This is a genomic window from Streptomyces sp. NPDC044061 (genome assembly GCF_056434305.1).
Genome location: NZ_JBWKFL010000034.1, coordinates 38,778 through 55,619, shown reverse-complemented (window position 1 = coordinate 55,619; position 16,842 = coordinate 38,778). Strand labels below are relative to the sequence as shown.

The 16,842-nt window shown below is 73.4% G+C and carries 14 protein-coding genes; 1 reads left to right on the top strand and 13 read right to left on the bottom strand.

The annotated features are described in order from the left end of the window. Positions 1-3 precede the first annotated feature (3 nt). Complete coding sequence (locus AC07CM_RS38405) at positions 4-792, bottom strand: LysR family substrate-binding domain-containing protein (RefSeq protein WP_478881155.1); 789 nt, start codon at positions 790-792, stop codon at positions 4-6. A 58-nt stretch (positions 793-850) separates the two neighbouring features. On the opposite strand from AC07CM_RS38405, the gene AC07CM_RS38400 reads away from it, so the two are divergent. Next, positions 851-1,240, top strand: coding sequence for a DUF5997 family protein (locus AC07CM_RS38400; RefSeq protein ID WP_478881154.1), 390 nt, complete (start codon positions 851-853; stop codon positions 1,238-1,240). A gap of 28 nt (positions 1,241-1,268) precedes the next feature. On the opposite strand, the gene AC07CM_RS38395 is transcribed toward AC07CM_RS38400, so the two are convergent. Genes AC07CM_RS38395 through AC07CM_RS38340 form a run of 12 tightly spaced genes read right to left on the bottom strand, consistent with a single transcriptional unit; the run spans position 1,269 to position 16,840 of the window. Next, entirely contained in the window at positions 1,269-2,156 is an 888-nt protein-coding gene (locus tag AC07CM_RS38395; protein ID WP_478881153.1) for a peptidoglycan-binding protein, read from the bottom strand. Continuing rightward, entirely contained in the window at positions 2,156-3,706 is a 1,551-nt protein-coding gene (locus tag AC07CM_RS38390) for a DUF6519 domain-containing protein (protein ID WP_478881152.1), read from the bottom strand. The genes AC07CM_RS38395 and AC07CM_RS38390 overlap by 1 nt, the downstream gene beginning before the upstream one ends. 54 nt (positions 3,707-3,760) lie before the next feature. Further along, positions 3,761-5,938 (bottom strand): hypothetical protein, encoded by a 2,178-nt coding sequence (locus tag AC07CM_RS38385; RefSeq protein WP_478881151.1) that lies wholly within the window; start codon positions 5,936-5,938, stop codon positions 3,761-3,763. Further along, complete coding sequence (locus tag AC07CM_RS38380; protein WP_478881150.1) at positions 5,938-9,672, bottom strand: putative baseplate assembly protein; 3,735 nt, start codon at positions 9,670-9,672, stop codon at positions 5,938-5,940. The genes AC07CM_RS38385 and AC07CM_RS38380 overlap by 1 nt, the downstream gene beginning before the upstream one ends. After that, positions 9,669-12,767: a putative baseplate assembly protein gene (locus tag AC07CM_RS38375; protein WP_478881149.1), complete on the bottom strand. Its 3,099-nt coding sequence runs from the start codon at positions 12,765-12,767 to the stop codon at positions 9,669-9,671. Before AC07CM_RS38375 ends, AC07CM_RS38380 begins: the two co-directional genes overlap by 4 nt. After that, complete coding sequence (locus AC07CM_RS38370) at positions 12,764-13,147, bottom strand: GPW/gp25 family protein (protein ID WP_478881148.1); 384 nt, start codon at positions 13,145-13,147, stop codon at positions 12,764-12,766. Before AC07CM_RS38370 ends, AC07CM_RS38375 begins: the two co-directional genes overlap by 4 nt. Then, positions 13,144-13,479, bottom strand: a complete 336-nt coding sequence (locus AC07CM_RS38365; protein ID WP_478881147.1) for a hypothetical protein — start codon at positions 13,477-13,479, stop codon at positions 13,144-13,146. Before AC07CM_RS38365 ends, AC07CM_RS38370 begins: the two co-directional genes overlap by 4 nt. 15 nt (positions 13,480-13,494) lie before the next feature. Further along, positions 13,495-14,031: a phage baseplate assembly protein V gene (locus AC07CM_RS38360; protein ID WP_478881146.1), complete on the bottom strand. Its 537-nt coding sequence runs from the start codon at positions 14,029-14,031 to the stop codon at positions 13,495-13,497. A 33-nt stretch (positions 14,032-14,064) separates the two neighbouring features. Then, a complete protein-coding gene (locus AC07CM_RS38355; RefSeq protein ID WP_478881145.1) occupies positions 14,065-15,204 on the bottom strand; it encodes a hypothetical protein in 1,140 nt (379 codons plus the stop codon). Next, entirely contained in the window at positions 15,197-15,559 is a 363-nt protein-coding gene (locus AC07CM_RS38350) for a hypothetical protein (protein ID WP_478881144.1), read from the bottom strand. Before AC07CM_RS38350 ends, AC07CM_RS38355 begins: the two co-directional genes overlap by 8 nt. A gap of 10 nt (positions 15,560-15,569) precedes the next feature. Beyond that, positions 15,570-16,256: a hypothetical protein gene (locus tag AC07CM_RS38345; RefSeq protein WP_478881143.1), complete on the bottom strand. Its 687-nt coding sequence runs from the start codon at positions 16,254-16,256 to the stop codon at positions 15,570-15,572. An 11-nt stretch (positions 16,257-16,267) separates the two neighbouring features. Then, on the bottom strand, positions 16,268-16,840 hold the full coding sequence (locus AC07CM_RS38340; protein ID WP_478881142.1) for a hypothetical protein: 573 nt from the start codon (positions 16,838-16,840) through the stop codon (positions 16,268-16,270). Positions 16,841-16,842: the final 2 nt, after the last annotated feature.

The following is a 16,842-nucleotide window of genomic DNA, read 5'->3' as shown; positions in this document are numbered from 1 at the left end:
CCCTCAGGACCTCCGGCGCGGCTTCCCACGCTTCGCCGGCCCGCCGCCTCCCGAGGCCGCGCGGCCCCGCGTGGTGCGGCCCGCCGGCTTGGCTCCCGTCGACTTGGCGCCCGCGGGCTTCTGGCGGGTGCCGCCCTGCTCGGGCTGCTTCCGCTTCTGCTCGGTCTCGGACTTCGCCGCCGTACGGCCCCGTGTGCTGTTGACGGTGCGGCCGCGGACGATGCCGATGAAGTCCTCCACCAGGTCGGTGGTGGCCTCCTCGGGCCAGGACAGGGCCACGCTCGACTGGGGGGCGTCGACGACCGGGCGGTAGGTGAGGTCCCTGCGGTGGTAGAGGCGGGCCAGGGACTGCGGGACGATCAGGAGGCCGACGTTCGCCGCGACGAGCTCGAGGGCGTCCGGTGTCGTCGCGGGGCGCTCGAAGGCGGGCTCGCCGGGCGGGCTGTCCCAGTCGAATACGTCGTCCAGGGGATGGAAGAGCACCTCGTCGGCGAGGTCGGCCAGCGTCACCTCGTCCGCCGCCGTGATCAGGTGGTCCTTCGGGACGACGACGACCGTGGTCTCGGTGTAGAGGGGGATCGCGCTGAAGAACGTGCGGTCGACGGGCAGCCGCACGAGGCCCGCGTCGGCCTCGCCCGCCCGCAGCACGTCCGGCGCCTCGGTGGAGGAGACCTGCACGAGGGTGAGCGGGATGCCGGGCAGGCGCTCGTTCCAGATCCGCACCCACTTGGCGGGCGTCGCTCCGGGGACGTACGCGAGCCGGAACGACGGTGTTTCCTGCGAGCCTGTCACCAGGCCAGGTTACCGGCCGTGGTCGGCCGTGCGGCACGCGGCCGATACCCTTGACCTCATGAGTTCGCAGCAGAGCACCCAGACGATGAAGCCCGCCACCGCGGCGAAGAAGCTGGGTGTGTACCTCCCCGCCACCCCCGCCACGTTCCAGGAGGGTGTGGTCTCGCGCGCCGAGCTGAACGAGCTGCAGGCCAATCCGCCCGAGTGGCTGCGCGAGCTGCGAGAGAACGGACCCCACCCGCGCCCGGTGGTCGCCGCGAAGCTCGGTGTGTCCATCTCCGGCCTCGCGCGCGCCGGCGTCACCGAAGCGCTGACCACCGAGCAGATCGAGGCGCTCAAGCAGGAGCGGCCCGAGTGGCTGGAGAAGGAGCGCGCCACCCAGGCCGAGGTCCGCAAGGAAACCGTGCGGATCAAGAACCTGAAGAAGGAGAAGGAGCAGGGCTCCTGAGGGAGCCGGCGCCCTTCCCTCCTCCGGTTCAGCCGTCCGACGGCACCTTCAGCTTGTCCCAGCTGACCTTGCCGGGGATGCCGTCCGCGTCCTTGCCCTTGAAGCCGAGCTTGTGCTGCCAGGCGGCGTAGGACCTGCGGTCGGCCTCGGTCCACTCGGGACTCGGGCCCTCCTCGTAGTGCCCGCAGCCCTCGGCGACCAGACGCCGGCCCATGGCGGTGACGAGGGGCGACTTCTGCCCGATGTGGAAGAAGCCGCTGCCCGGGAACGGGGCGTACTTCGGCTTGGGCGCGGGCTTGGGGTCCGGGTCCGTGCCGCCGCCCTTTCCGGCCAGCCGGTCGGCTATGCGCTTGCGCATCCCGTCCATGGTGAAACCGCGCGGGTCCTGCTTGCCGGGCTGCCACTCCTTGTGTCCGATGACGGAGCGCTCGGACCAGCCGTGGTGCCTGCAGATCGCGGCGGAGACCTTCTCGATGGCCTCCTTCTGCGCCTCCGGCCAGGGGTCCCTGCCGTCGCCGAGGTTGATGCACTCGAAGCCGTAGAAGTGCCGGTTGCCGTCGACGTCGGCCTGGTTGTCGTGCGGCAGCCTCGTCTCGTTGATCACCGCCCGCAGCACGTCGCTGTCGCCGAGACCCGCGTGGTTGGCACGGCCGTTGCCGACGAGGTGCACATGGCCGTTCTTGTCGATCACTCCGTGGCACAGCGGGCCCGGCAGGCCGGAGTAGCCGTTGTAACAGATGTTCACCGAGTTGTCGGTGCCCGAGGTCACGGTGTGGTGGATCATGACGCCGTTCACCGGACCCCAGGGGCCCTTGGTGTTGCGGTTGTGGTGGCGCCAGTCCCGGACCTCGTGGACGGTCAGGCCCTCGGCGCGCAGGACCTCCAGCAGCTTCGACGCGCTCATCGGCTGAGCCATCAGACGTCTCCCTCCACGGCGGCCTCGGCCGCCGCTGTGGTCTGCGAGCGGCCGCCGGAGGGGTCGTCCTCGGCCGCTTGTTCCTCCTGGGCCGCGCGGGCCTCGGCGTCGAGGGCCGCCTGGTCGGCCGCGGGGATCTCCGTGCCGAGCGGACCGAATGCGAGCCGCAGGTCGACCGTGCTGCCCTCGCCCCTGACCAGGGCCAGCGGCGCGAAGTGCCGGGCGATGCCGGCCGGCGCCCGGAGCAGGGGCCGGCGGGCCGGGTCGGCGGGCCACTCGACGCTGCCGGTGGCGGTGCGGGCGGGGATCAGCCAGTGGTCGCCGGTGCGGTAGGCGCCGCCCTTGGCGAAGTACACCTCGACGCCGTCCTCCAGCGGCAGCCACTCCCCCTCGGCGACGGGCAGCGCGCCGCCCTTCAGGGCCGCGGTACGGCCCTTGCGCCCGGGACCTTCGCGGTGGTCCCAGCGGCGCAGGAACGGGTGCAGGTGCGGCAGCCGTCCGACGCGCGGGTCCGGCTCGGCGGAGAGGCGGACGCGGCGGCCGGGCAGGTCCAGCTCCTCGACCCGCAGCAGGTGCAGGGGCTCGAGGCGGGAGGCGTAGGCGGTGTCGGTGAACTCGACGTGGTCGCCGACGTCCAGGTCGAGCTTGTCGTCCAGGCCGAGGCTCGCCAACTCCACCCAGGTCCCGTCGAGTTCGTCGACCGGGAAGACCACGGAGCCGTTCTCCCGCGACCACTTGAAGGTGGCGTCCTTCGCCTCGCCGCCCGCGTGGATCTCCACCCGGTACAGCTGGTTCTCCGGGCCCCGGTAGCGGGCGTCGGGGCGGACCAGGCAGGGGTCCTCGTCGGCGTGTTCGGGCCGCTCGCTGCGGGCGGCGAGCCGGGCGGAGGACGCCGCCTGGGCCGTCGCCCACCTCTCGAAGGCGTCGCGGACGGCCTGCGGCGTCGGTTCGCTCTCCTCGATGTCCAGGGCGGACAGGGCCAGCGGCAGCACCTGCCAGACGACCTTGGCGCGGGCGGCGGTGTCGGGCAGGGCCGCGCCGAGGGCGACCTCGCGCAGCGCCGGGTCCTCGGCGGCGGACACCGCGCGCTCCCACACCCTCAGATGGACGACGAAGGGCGACTGGGCGGGTGAGGGCAGCCGGTCGCCGGGCTTCTCCGGGTCGCGGAAGCCGTCGGGCTGGTTCCAGTAGTCCCAGTAGGTGTCCGTGTCGGGAGTCCGCTGCTCTTCGGCGCCCTCGTCCGGCACGGGCACGCCGGCCACCGGGCGGTCCGCGTCGCACAGGATGCCGTCGACGTAGTAACGGCCGCCGTGGATGTACAGGGTGTCGATGTCGTGCTTGCCGCCGACGTACTGGATGCGGAATCCGGTGGCGCCGCTGGGGCCGCCGTGCCGTCCGATCAGGTCGGCGGCGAGCGTGCGGGCCCGGTGCAGCTCGATGGCCGCCTGCTCGTTGAGGTCCGCGTCGAGTTGGACGCGGCCCTGCTGGGCGATGACCGCGGAGTAGTGCCGCTCCGGGCGGAACGTGGAGCGCGAGAGGTCAGCGTGCATGAAGGGGGTCCCCCTGGTTCGGAAATCTGCGGGTGGGTCGTACGGCGGCACTGCTCACGTCACGAAGAAGATCCCGGCGTCGGCGCCCGCGGGCGTGTACTCGGCGAGCCGCGCCCTGAGACCGTCCTCCCGCTGCGGCCGGTACAGGTCGTGGAAGGCGCCGAGTTCGGCTCCGTCGTCGGCGCCGCGCCGGATCTCCTCGGCGCACCGGTCCGCCAACTGGCAGTACCAGGGTGTCCCGTAGCGCACCGACGTGAACAACGGCCGTACTCGGCCCGCCTGTTCGGGGCCGACGAGGTCCGGCTGGCAGCGATGGCGGCGGGGGGTGCGGGAGCCGGGCGGGACGTAGCAGTACCGCAGGCATCCGATGCCGCGCCGGGCCACGTGCAGCCGGCCGGTGAAGACCGAGTTCTCGGCGATCTCCACAGCGTGCGTGTGCACTTCGCCGATGACGGTGGTGCGGTGCAGGTGGAGCACGGCGTGGGCGTGCCGGCAGTCCGGGGCGGAGAGGGCCTCGCGATCGTGCCCGGTGGCGTCCAGGACGCTGTCGCGCAGATGGATGTCGAGCGGGTCCTCGCTCACCTCGTCGCCGATGACCTCGATGGTCCCGAGGACGCTGTGCTCGATCTGGAGACAGGCGGTGGTCCGCTCCAGGACGATGCTGGGCTCGTCGGGCGAGTGCGGCTCGCACTCGGGCTCCAGCGACCAGCCGGGCACGAGCGTGGAGTGCCGGACGACGACGGCACCCATCGGGCCGGTGACGTTGATGCCGCGTCCGGCGACGAGGAGCCCGTCGAGGACCACCCGCGGCCGCTCGTGGGGAGCGCAGTCGCCGTGCACCGCACGGACGTTGAGGGCGTCCGGGCGGTTGCTGTACCAGTCCAGCAGCCGGATCACCGGCCGGGTCCCCTCGGCGGCCCGCAGTTCGAGGCGGTCGCCGGGGTCGAGGTCGAAGTCCAGCTGCTCCTGGTGGGCGCCGCTGTGGGTGATCTCGATGATGCCGGTGCGCCCCGGCCCGCGCGCGCCCTGCCAGGCGCGGTAGGCGTCCATGATCCGCTGATAGGGCTGTCCGGGACCGACCCGGTAGAGGTCGGCGTCCGGGCGCGGTTCGCGGTCGGGGCGCTCGTACTCGCCGCCGCCCAGGTCGGCGCCGAACGCGTGGTGGTAGTCCACCCACACGCCCTGCCGGGGGGCCGAGCGCGAGCCGAACGCGATCCGGCCCAGCTCCGGGTCGACGGCGACCTGTCCGCGCCTGGGCCGGTAGCGCCAGTCGGACAGGTCGGCGACGACGATGTCGGCGGGCGGTACCGGCCGGTCCTCGCCGTCGCGCCGGATGACCAGGCTCTTGCCGGGGCCGTAGTAGTCGGCGAGCCGGTCGTGCAGCAGACGGCGGGTGACGAAGGCCGGCACGTTGTCGACGGCGGCGATGTGGGCGGGCGAGGGCTCCGGGACCGGCTTGGTGACCAGGGGCGTGTCGTTGCCGAGGATGGAGAAGGTGTACAGGTTGCGGGCGCGGTCGATGCAGTAGGCCGGGGACGAGGTGAGCGAGTACGCCTTCAGTCGCCAGACGAAGAGCCCGACTCCGGCCGGGGTCCGACCGCCCTGCTTCCTGGCCGAGTCGGCGCGGCGCACGTCGGCCGTCCGGGCCGACTCCTCGAACGGGCCCCCCGCGAGGGCGAGGGCCGATCCGTCCCGCAGGTCGAGCAGGCGCCCGCGGTCCCCGCGCGAGCCGCTGCCGTACAGCTTCACCGGCTGGGTGTGGGCCACCTGCCGGGACAGCTCGACGGCGCGGGCGGGCCAGTCGGCGACCTGCTGGGCCAGCTCCTCCAGGAGGTGGAGGGTTCCCTTGCGGCGCCGGTTGGCGACGGTGGCTGCCACGTCCCGGCGGGGCGCGACGGCCTCGGCGAGCGCCTCCCGGCCGCCACTGTGCAGGCCGGTGGTGAGGACCCGCTCGTAACCCGGCAGGGTGCGGTAGCCGACCAGGTCGCCGAGGTACGGCAGCACCCAGGGCGCCGCGGTCTCCACGAAGAGGTCCTCGTAGCCCTGCTGTACTCCGTCGCGGACCCGGTCGAGCTGCTCGGCGATCACCGCGAGCAGCGCCCGCAACTGCTCGCCCTCCTCGGCGTCGCGCAGCCGGTGCCGGCGGGGCAGCAGCTCGGCGAGCCCGTCGGGCTCCCTGGGCAGCACCGGGGCCGGCGTCTCCAGCTCGACATCCGTCGGCTTCGCGGCCATCACTTGACCTCCGTCAGAATCAGGGTGTCCGCGGCGCGCGCCGACAGCAGGGTGAGCTGGGCCGGGCGGATGCCGCGGAAGACGAACACCGTCCGGCCCTCGGCCAGGCGCCGGGTGTCGGTGATGTCGGGGTTGAGGCGCAGGAGTTCGGCGAGCGCAATGCCGTAGCGGGCGCAGACGGACGACAGGGTCTCGCCGTTCGCGTCCCGGACCGTGTGGGTCCGCTCCTGGTACGCCGCCGGGTGCGCGGGGACGGTCGCCCTCGGCGTGCCGGGAGCGGTGAGCAGGGCGGTGAGCTGGTCCGGGCCGGCGGAGGCGGGCACGCCGGTGAAGACGTCGACGTCCACGTAGTCGACGCCGGGCACGGAGTGCGCGGTGGCGAGCACCTCGGAGAGCCGGGCGGGGCGCGCCAACTCACGTCCCTCGTAGCCGAGTCGGAGCAGCAGGGCCTGACGCAGCCTGGGCTCGACGGTCTCCCAGGCGTGGTCCGGGGCGAGCCGGACCCTGGCGGAGACCAGCAGCAGGACGAGTTCGCGCACGTCCACCCGGACCGGCAGGTTCGGGTCGCCGTACTCGGCCAGCGCGCTGCTCAGGGGCCGGAGGTTGTCGTCGGCCAGGGGAACGTCGTCGGTGCCGGCGACCGTCACGTGCAGCACGCGCCGTCGCCCGTCGAAGAGTTCGCGGGCCGCCGCCCGGCCGATGCCGGCCCGGGAGCGAGCGAAGTCCTCGTAGTCGGCCGGTGCGACCAGCCGGTCCAGTGCGGAGACCGCGAGCGGGACGGTACGGCGGGTGAGGCCGGGCCCGTCCGCGTCCGCGCCGCCGGTCGCCGGGCGCGGGTTGGTGACCGCGGTGACGCCGAGGGGGCGGGTGAGGGGCTGGGTGATCCGGTCGGCCGGGACGTTGGCGGCCCTGCCGGTGCCGAACCGGTAGCGGGCGCGGACGTTCTCGTGGCCGCTGGGCAGGCGGGCGCCGTGGACGCCGTCGCCGAAGGTCACGGTCGTACGGCCGTCGGAGGCGGTACCGGTGATGTACACGCGCTCGGTCGGGCCGCGCCCGGCGAGGCTGTCGACCTCGTGCCAGAGCACGCCGTCCACGCGGATGTCCAGGACGGGTTTGGCGCCGATGGGATTGTCGGCGGCGAGCCAGGTCAGCGGGGACTGCCAGAGCGCGAAGGTCTGGTTGACGCGGTCGGAGTCCCCGCTGCCGATGGCCTCCTCGCGGCTCTCGCCGTGCGTGGCCTCGACGACGTTGCCGAGGATGCGGACGCTCGCGCGGTGGTAGCGGTGGACCAGGTCCGTGGTGAGGGTGAGCCGGGTGTGGACGTGGTCGCCGGGGAGTCGGGGGTCGACGGCCGGGTCGGCGGAGGCGAGGGTGACCACCTCGGTGGCGGTGACGCCGGTGGTGCCCGGGACGTCGGTGCGCTCGCCGCTGACGATCAGGGTGCGGCCGGGGCGCAGTCCGTCGTACAACTCGGCGAGTTCGATCTCGTTGCCGTGCACGTCCTCGCCGAGTGGCTCGTCGGCCGGGCGCAGCGGCTCGCCCGCCGCGTGCACGGTGGTGTCGCGGATGTGGGAGAGCAGGACGTCGAACTCGTCCAGCCAGGGGTCGGCGAGGGTGAGTTCGGTGCCCCGGCCGGTGATGCCGTAGTTGGAGTAGGCCGCCGTACGGGCCGCCACGACCTGGGTGGTGACGAAGGCGAGCGCGGCGTCGCCGGGTACGGCGGCACCCTTGGCGGGCCGCTGGACCGCCACCCAGCTGCCGACGGTGATGCCGTCGTGCACACTGTCCAGCTGGAGGACCCGGCGGTTGACGGGCTCCGGTTTGCTGGCGATGACGATCTCGACGTTGGGTTCGGTGCTGCCCACCGTGTACCTGAGGCTCACCTCGTACTCGCCGTGGGTGAACTGTTCGCTGTCGCCCGGGCGCAGGGAGATCTCCTGGGCCGTGCCGCCCTGGACGCCGATGTGCACCAGGCCCTCGTCGTCGGGGCGGGACACGAAGAGGGTGCGTTCGGGCAGGCCGGAGTGGAGGCGGGCGGTGACGCCCGGTTCCTCGGCGGTGGCCGGACGGCGGCTGAGCCAGTTCAGCTCCCGGTCGTGGGCGGCGCGGGTCGACAGGTCGACCTGGCCGGGGCCCAGGGTGAAGGTGAGCTGCTGGGTGACGGGCAGGTTCTCGGCGCGCTGGTCGCTGCTGCTGCCCTCGACGTACTGGAACTCCGCCCGGACCGGCACCTTGCCCGCGGGGTCGTACACCACGCGCATGCTCGCCAGCACCGCGCCCGTCAGCGGCCAGTCGGCGCTGCGGATGACCCGGCCGCGCTCGTCCTGGACGGGCTTGAGCGGGGCGGTGGCGCCGAAGGGGGCCGCCGTGACCCGCATCGCGAGCAGGTCGCGCAGGAGCTGCGGAGTGCCGGGGGCGACGGCCGTGCGCCATGCGGGGTAGAGGCTGCCGAGGCCGGGGTGGAGGACGGAGAGGAGGCGGGCGGTGTCGCTTCCGGGACGGCGGGTGCGGGCCCCTGCCCGGGGCGGGGGGGCGGCGGTGCGCAGGGCCGGCAGAACGGTGTTCAGGGCCTGGAGGGCCGCCTGGCGCGGCTCGGGAGCAGCGGCCCTCTCGGCCTGCTCCGGCACGCTCTGCGCCGGGGCCAGTTCCAGCGCCCGCTCGGCGAGTTCGGCCAGCACCGCCTCCAGCTGTTCGAACCATGCCGCCACGTCCGCGTACGGCTCGGCCAGCACCTCGGCCTCGCGCAGCCGGGCGACGGGCTCGGCGAGGCGGGCGGCGAGCCGCTCCGGTGTCCTGATGCCGTCCAGGTCCGTGCGCAGCGGGGTGAGGACCTGGTCCTCGAAGTCCTCGATCAGGCGGCTGACCGGGCGCGGGTTGGGGACCTCGGGCGTCGGCGGCTCGTCCCCCGGGTCTCCCGGCGCGGCCGGCTCCGCGGTCCAGCGCCGTACCTCGTCCACCAGCTCCCTGAGCGTGGGCGGGGCCGACCTGGGCAGCGTGATCGCCGTGACCTCGTCCTCGCGGTCGATCCGTACCCCCGCGACGGGCAGCAACTTCCGCTCCCCGCCTGCCCGTTCACCGAAGACGAAGAGGAGCTGGTCGCCGGTCTGGAGGGAGTTCGCGGTGCCCTCGACGAACAGTTCGGAGCGCCGCTCGAGGTCCTGGGGCGTGACGAGGGAGGGACGGCGGCGCCGTACCTTCAGCTCGTTCCAGTCCCAGCGGGCGGTGAGGTCGCGGGCCGTCTCGAAGGTCAGCGACTGCTCGTCGGCGGAGGCGGGCACGCTGTGGCTGCGCGCCCCGGCCGGGATGAGCACGGGCAGGGCCTCGGCGCGCGGGTCGCGTTCGAGGGTGTACGCCAGGTGTGTGCCGGCCGCGACTCCGGGGCGCGGCCGGTGCCCGACGAGCCGCCCGAGCAGCACCAGGGAGCGGTGCTCGTCGGCGGTTCGGAGGTAGGCCTCGTCGGCGATCCGCTCGGAGTGGAAGGTGAGCAGGTCGCCGAGGACGGCGGTGGCGTCGAGCAGCCCGATCGCCGGGTCGTCGGGGGTGCGGACGGTCAGCCCGGCCAGGGCCGGGTACGCGGGCGAGGCGAGCCGGTCGAGGAGGGCGGCGAGGAAGGAGCCGTACTCGCCGACGCGGTAGTCAAGGGCGGTGCGGCCGGGCGCGTTGTGGAGCGGGGCGGGGGCGAGGCGTTCGTCGTGGCCGCCGCACGCTCCGCCGCAGGAACAGGCCTGGCTCATCGGGTGCCTCCCAGGGATATCGCCAGCCGGCCCTGTTCGGGCCGGTCCGGGTCGTTGTCGCAGGTGGCGATCTCCAGCGGGCCGAGCCGCAGCACGCCGTCCTCCCTTTCTCCTCGGTCCTGTTCGAACAGCCGTCGCAGCCGGGTGACCTCGACGCTCTCCACGCCGGGGACGGCCGCCGCGGCGGCGACCAGGCGGCTGAGCCGGACCGGCTCGCCGAAGGTCAGCGCGTCCGGGTGGAAGAAGCCGAGCCGGCCGCCGGGCAGCCGGCCGCTGCCGAGCACCCGGTACAGCTCGGCCAGGATCTGCCCGTGCTGGTGTCCGGGCCTGGCGCAGACGGTGAGCGCGATGTCGAGCGGTACCGGCCGGGCGGGGCCGACGACCAGGTCGTGGCCGATGCGCCGGTACGCCTCGAGGGCCTGCGCGACCGAGTCGAGCAACCCGTCCGACGGGGTGCCGCTGCCGTACGCGTCGACGGCGACGTGCGCCTCCTGGCCGCTGCCGGTCCAGCGGATCTCGGCGGCGGCGCGCTGCACTCCCGGCAGGCCGGAGGCGAGGGCCGCGTAGTCCTCGGCGGTGACCGCGCGCAGCCGGGTGCGGCGCAGGTCGAGCGGGGCCAACTGACGAACCTGCTCGACGGGTTCGGGGTCGGTGCCGCCGGTGGCGGGCAGCGGGTTGCGGACCGTGGCGGCCGGTGCCGTGCCTCCGGCCTCGACGACGAGGTGGTTGATGGCCTCGGCGCCGACGTTGCCGGCCGAGCCGCCGCCCAGCCGGTAGCGCACCGCCAGGCGGGCTCCGGGCGTGGGCCGGGCCCCGTGCCGTCCGTCGCCGAAGCGCAGGGCGAGCCGTCCGTCGTCCTCGAGTTCGCCGACGAAGTGCCGGTCACGGGAGGCGCTGTCGAGCAGGTCGCGGCGCGGCTCCCAGGTCGCGTCACCGTCGTGGAGCCGTACGGCGGGCAGGGCGCGGCGCGGATCCTGGGCGTGGGCGGCGGTCGCCGGACCGCGCAGGACCGGCTCCTCGGGGTGAAGTCCGGCCGCGTACGCCGGGCCCCAGCTGTGCGCGATCTCCCAGGCGATGTGCCCGTCGAGGACCGTGCCCGCGCGGGCCCGCGCGGCAAGGATGTCGATGCGGCGCAGCTTGGCGTCGAGCAACTCGTCGCTGCGATGGAGGAGTTCGCGCAGGGCGCGGACCGGGTGGCGGCGCAGTTCCAGCCGTTCGAGCATCTTCGGGCCGTAGATCACGGCGAGTTCGGCGATCTCCTCCTCGCCGAGCCCGTCGCGGTCGCGGGCGCTGCGCCACAGCTCCACCAGCCGCTGCCGGACCCGGCCCGGTACGGCGGCGATCCGGTCGGCCTGCCCGGCGGCGACCGCGCCCGGGTCGGGGAACGGCACGGCCTGGGTGACCGGGGCCCGGCCGAGGAGGGGGCGGAAGCGGGGGCGGATGCCCGGGTAGACGGACTGCGCGAGCACCGTGCGCAGGGCGGCTGCCTGCGCGTACGCCGTGCCGGGTACGACGTGCTCGTGGCGCTGTCCGGCCCGCTCCAGGCCGAGCCCGGCGCGCACGGTCGCCCGCTCCCCCACGACCGCGAACAGCTCGCGGATGTCGTCGGGGCGCAGCGCCTCACCGCTTTCCGTCCGGTCCGTGAGGGCGTTGACGAGCCGCGCCGGCGCGTTGCCCTCGGTACGGTCGTCGCAGCCGAAGTCGGGCGGGCCGCAGGCCGCGACGACCGCCGGCACCGGCGGCACGGTGACCGTCTCGTGGAGTCCGGAGCGGCCGTGGTCGACCAGGACGGCGTTGCCGCGGGCGAGGGCGACGTCCGCGACGGGCAGGCAGTTCCGCCCGCCGAGGGCGGTGAGGCGGAACGGGAGGCGCAGGGCGTCCTCGGCGGCCCAGGTGACCTCCAGGACGGGCTGGTCCTCGATGCGGTCGAGGCCGGGGGTGACTGAGGTCAGGCGTACGGCCTGGCGGTGGGCGGGGTCGGCGTCGCCGGGGGTGCCGGTGCGCGGGCCCCTGACCTCCTCCAGGACCAGGACGTCGCCCGGCCGCAGGTCCAGCCGGCGTTCCCGGCACGTCTCCGGGTCCGCCCACTCGTCGCGCAGGGTGGCCGCGGTGGCGCCCTTGGGCAGGGCGCACACCTCGCCGCCCCAGGTCCACAGCCGGATCGCGTTGTGGGCGACCCGCAGCCGGAGCGGTTCGGCGGCGACGACCGGTTCGAAGACCTCCACCGAGCCGCGCTCGTCCAGGTCGCCGAGGTCGTTCTCGTCGATGACGGTGCCGGGTTCGGGGCGGTCGTGCGGGTCGAGGGTGCGGACGTCGACCGAGGCGAAGCGGTACGTGCCCGGCGCCAGGACGTGGTCGGCGGCGGTCTCGACGGTCACGTACGCGCGGGCGTTGCAGCCGTCGTGCATCGCGTAGTCGATGAGCCGGACGTGCCGGCGCACCGAGACCCGGCGGCGGGCGGTGTCGAGGTAGGCCTCGGTGGCGACCGCGTCCTGCTGGTAGCTGATCTGGTCGCCGGTGTACGCGAGCAGTTCCACGAGCGTCGTGCCCAGGTCGGCGGCGTTGCGCTCCACCCAGTCGGGGGTGGTGAGCGCGAGCCGGTCGAGCAGCAGCTTGCGGATGGTGTCGTAGTCGCGGGCCGTGTAGTCGACGACGGGCGCGGCCGGGAAGGACGGGGTCTCCTCGGCCTCGTCCGCGCAGTCGAAGGGGGTGGGGCAGTCGGGCCGGAAGGCGAAGGACGCGCTGTGGTAGCGCTGGTCGAAGCCGCGGTACGGCTCGGTGCCGGGGCGGCCGTACGGGTCGGCCTCCACCAGCGACAGCCGGTAGCGGGAGGTGTCGCCGGCCCGGTCGAGGGTGACGTGGAGCCGGTCGTCCAGCTCCGGGTCCTCCTCGCGTTCGACGCCGACGTCGACGGCCGTGATGCCGGTGATGCGCCGGCCGCCGTCGATGCGGACGTTCTCGGGGCCGAGGCCGTGCGGGGCCTTGCCGAGGAAGGTGACGGTGAGCAGCAGGCCGTCGTCGCTCACCTCGACGGCGTCGACCCCGTTGAGCTGGGCGGCCCGCACCTTGGCCCGCCGGGTGGTTCCCGCGCTCATGCCGGCCTCCCCTCGAAGACGTCCTCGCGGACGGAGCCGGTGGCTCGCACGAGGTACGAAAGGTGCACGCGTACGACGTCGTCGCCGCTGTCGATGTCGAGGGCCACGACCTCGATCAGGTCGCCGAGCCAGCGCTGCAGCGCGGCCTGCACGGAGAGTTCGAGGGTGCTGACCAGTTCGGGGCTGCTCGGGGCGAAGACCAGGTCGAGCAGTCCGCAGCCGAAGTCGGGGCGCATCACGCGCTCGCCCGGGCTGGTGAACAGCAGCTGCTCGATCAGGTCGTGGACGTGCTCGGCGGGGCGGGCGTGTGCGGTGCGGCCCCGGCGGTCGGTGTGGAAGGGGAACGCGATGTCGGTGCGCGGGCGTTGACTCGGCCTCATCGGACGGTGACCTTTCGCTGCGCGGCCTGGACGACCGGCGGTCCCTGCGGGACCAGGGCCGCGCTGAAGCACTGGGCGGCCGAGGTGTCGAGCAGCACGGGCGAGCCGTCGGCCGTGACACCGGTGCCCTCGGCGGTCCAGCGCACGGTGACGCACGGCGAGGGCACGCGGTCGACGGTGTGCGGGCAGCCGGTGACGACGTACGCGTGGGCGGCCGTGGCGACGGCGGAGCCGCCGATCCTCAGGCCCCCGGAGGGCGCGGTGGCGGGCGCGACGCGGCCACCGTGCGGACAGCCGATGACGGCACCGGCGTCCAACAGACTTCCGGACACTTCTTCCCCCGTTGTCTATCGCTTGGAGTGGACGGTCAACTGGCCTTCGTTGACGGTGACTTCGCGGCCACGCAGGACGACCTCGGCGCCGGCGCCGGTGGCGATGACCACGGCTTCCTTCGTGATGCGGATGTAGGCGCCGCCCTGGGCCTGCAGGAGGATCCCCTGTTCGGCGCCGGCGGTGTCGTTGAGGACGAGCTTGTGCGCCTGTGGCGTCTGCACGACGACCGGCTTGCTCGGTGCGCCGGCCCCCAGCTCACGGCGGGCGTCGGGCGGCAGTTCCTCGGCGGCGCCGTACCAGCACCCGGTCCACACCGGGAAGCTGGGATCCCCCTGCTCGAACTCCACCCACACCCCCGCGCCGGGCGGCGGCACCACGAACTGGCCCGACTCGGGCCCGGTGAACGGCAGACAGGGCAGCGCCCAGGTGGACGGCTCGTCGCCGAGGACGTCCGGGACCTCGGCCGTGATCCGGCCGATGCGCAACGGGTCGTCGTTGCTGACCACCCGGCCGCGGAACTTGCCGAGGTAGCGATTGCTGGGTGCCGCCATGCTGAACTGCTCCTGGTTTCTGGGTGGTTCGGGTCAGGGCCGGACGTAGTCGCCGCGCGCCTCCAGGCCCTCCCGGGAGAGGGTGAAGTTCTGCTGGAACGAGCCCGGCCGCAGGTTGTGGGTGACGGACTTGACGTAGTAGTCGCCGTCGTACGCCCGTCCCGCCCCGCGGACGCCGACCAGGCGGCGCGGCTGCAGGAGGTAGCCGTGCCGGTTGACGTCGAGCGAGCCGGAGCCGGAGACGACGTCGGCGGAGACCGCGGCACGGGCGAGGAGTTCGGCCTCGGCCTGCTCGCGCTGCTGCTTGGCGGTGCCGGAGAGCGTCCTGCGCCTGAGGGCCGGGGTGGGCCGCCGGCCGAGCGGCGGGCGCAGGGGGCTGATCGGCGGCTGGGGCAGCAGGGTGGCCTGCCGGGTGCCGGGGTCCTGCCAGCGGGCCTGCGGCTCCTCGCGTGCGGTGCCGTCGTAGGCGAAGGTCAGCTGGTCCACCGTGGTGTTGGCGTCCATGTTGACGTTGAGGGCGTGCTGGCGCAGGCCGAGCCGGACCTCGGGGCCCCAACGGGCGGACGACTGGCCGGGGCCGGGACCCGGCTCCAGATAGAAGGTGTAGCCGTTGGCGCGGGCCAGCTCGGTGACGTACTGCAGGTCGGTGCCCGTCTGGTAGTGCACGCGAAGGTCCTGGTGCGGGGGCTGGGCCACCTTTTCCGTGTAGACGTCCGGGCGGATGCCGTAGTCCGAGTACCGGCGCAGGATGGCGAGGACGCGCTCGGACGGGGGCAGGTTGGGATAGCGAGCCGTCCGCTCCTCCAGATCCATGAGCAGCGTCAGGTCCTCGCCCGTGACGGTGAGGGTGGAGTGGCCGGGAATGTTGCTGGCCCCGACCTCCTGCCGTACGACCAGTCCGTCGAACAGCACCTCGGGTGTGCCGCGGACGCTGACGGTGAGGATGACGCGCGTCTTCGGGTCGAAGAATCCCTCCGGCAGCAGGCGCTGGTTGATCAGCCCGTTCTTGGTGAGGTCGAAGGCGAACTGGAAGCCGCTGCGCTCCCCCGCGGTGGCGGTGATCTGGGCGGACAGCAGCGCCTCGGCGACCTCGACCGGGACCGGGCGGGCCAGCGTGGGGCCCATGAGGAGCTGGATGTGGACGGGGCCCTGCCCCACGGGCTGTTCAGACACGCCGCTCTCCGCGCGGGAACCCGCCGGCGAGTGGGATGTCGATCACGCGTCCCGCCTCGTCCGTCAGCTCCCGGGGGTCCAGGACCGGGTTGGCGTCGGCGATCCGCCACCACTGGCCGGGGTCGCCGAGGAAGCGCTGCCCGAGCAGGTCGGGCCGCTCACCGGCACCGACGACGTGCGGCTCGGCCTCCTCGCCGAGCGGGGGCAGCAACCGCCGCTTGGTGTACCTCACTTCGGTGCCGTCGGCGCGGCGGTGCACGCCGATCTCGGCGTCGTGGTAGCGGCTGGTGCGCGGGTAGGGGTGCGCCCCGGGTATGGAGTCCAGGGCGCTCTCGTACGGCTCGGTCCCGGCCATGTCCTTCTCCTCATCCCCTTCCGGTCACCAGGTCGGCGCCACCGAGCCCGAGGGCGCCGAGGCTGCCGCCGCGCGCCGCGGCCGCGAGCCGCTCCTTCTGCGCCAGGTGCGCCATGTACAGGTCCGCGCCGCGGTGGCCCGCGGGCAGGTCGCTCACGGTCAGGATCTTCATCCCGATGCTCAGCGAGGCCCGGATCGGGTTGAGACCGACGTCGAAGGCGGACTCGTTGACGGAGAGTTCGGTGAGCCGGACGGGCATGACCCGCTTGCTCCCCCAGGTGAACAGCGTCAACGGCATCTCGATCGGGCTGATCTCGATGGCGCCCTTCTGCGACAGCCTGGTCGCGGCGCGCAGTTGCGCGGTGGTCGGTTGCACGAGCATCTCGAGGGTGGCGAGCTGCGGATGGATCCCGTCGGGCGCGGCGATCTCCAACTGATCGGTCGCGTCGATCTCGGCGGTGAACTTCCAGGTCTCCTGAGCGGGCCCCTTGAGCCGCAGCGCTTCGTTGCGATCCCCGCTCCCACTCCCACCCCCGGATGCGTCCCCACCGTCCCCGGCGGACTGCGGCGCGATGCTGCGTTCCAGGGTGTCGGGGTTGAACTGCAGCACGATGACGCGCTGGGGGGTGCCACGGTCGGGGTCTACGACGACTATGCCGGAGCGGATGGGTTTGGGGATGTCTGGGTAGCGGGTCACGTCCTGTCCCCTCAGTTGGCTTCGCCGTGCAGTTCGAGTCCCTCGAGGAGAACGCGCGCGTTGTGGCGCACGTGGTCCACGGGATCGCGGTCAGCGAGTTCGCGGACCAGGTCCACCAAAGCGGGCCAGGGCAGGTATCCGGTGGCGACGATCACGGACTGCCGGATGCCCGTATCTTGATCACGAGTCAGGGTGCGAAAAACGTCGACCACGGCATCGACCTGACGGTCGGGCGCTGTGAAGGCGGTGGCGTAGACGGCGGTCAGTCTGTCGTCACGGGTGGCGGCGCCGTCGATGGCGGCAAGAGCCTCCTCGAACTCCCAGAGGTTGCAGCCCTCCTTGACAAGATGGGCCGCCTCCTCGGCCCCAGCGCCCCTGAAAGTGACGAAGGGCAGCCCGGTCAGCGGATCCTCGACATAGTGAATTTCGGTCCGGCTGTCGAGCGTGATCCACTTGTCGACGTATACGTCCGCCTTCCTGTTTCCCATGACGCGCAGGTCCCAGTTGTTCAGTGTGGCAATCCTGATGACGGATGGCTCCGCCTTTGGCTGTTTGAGGGTCAACCGGATATCGAAGTCGGCCATGA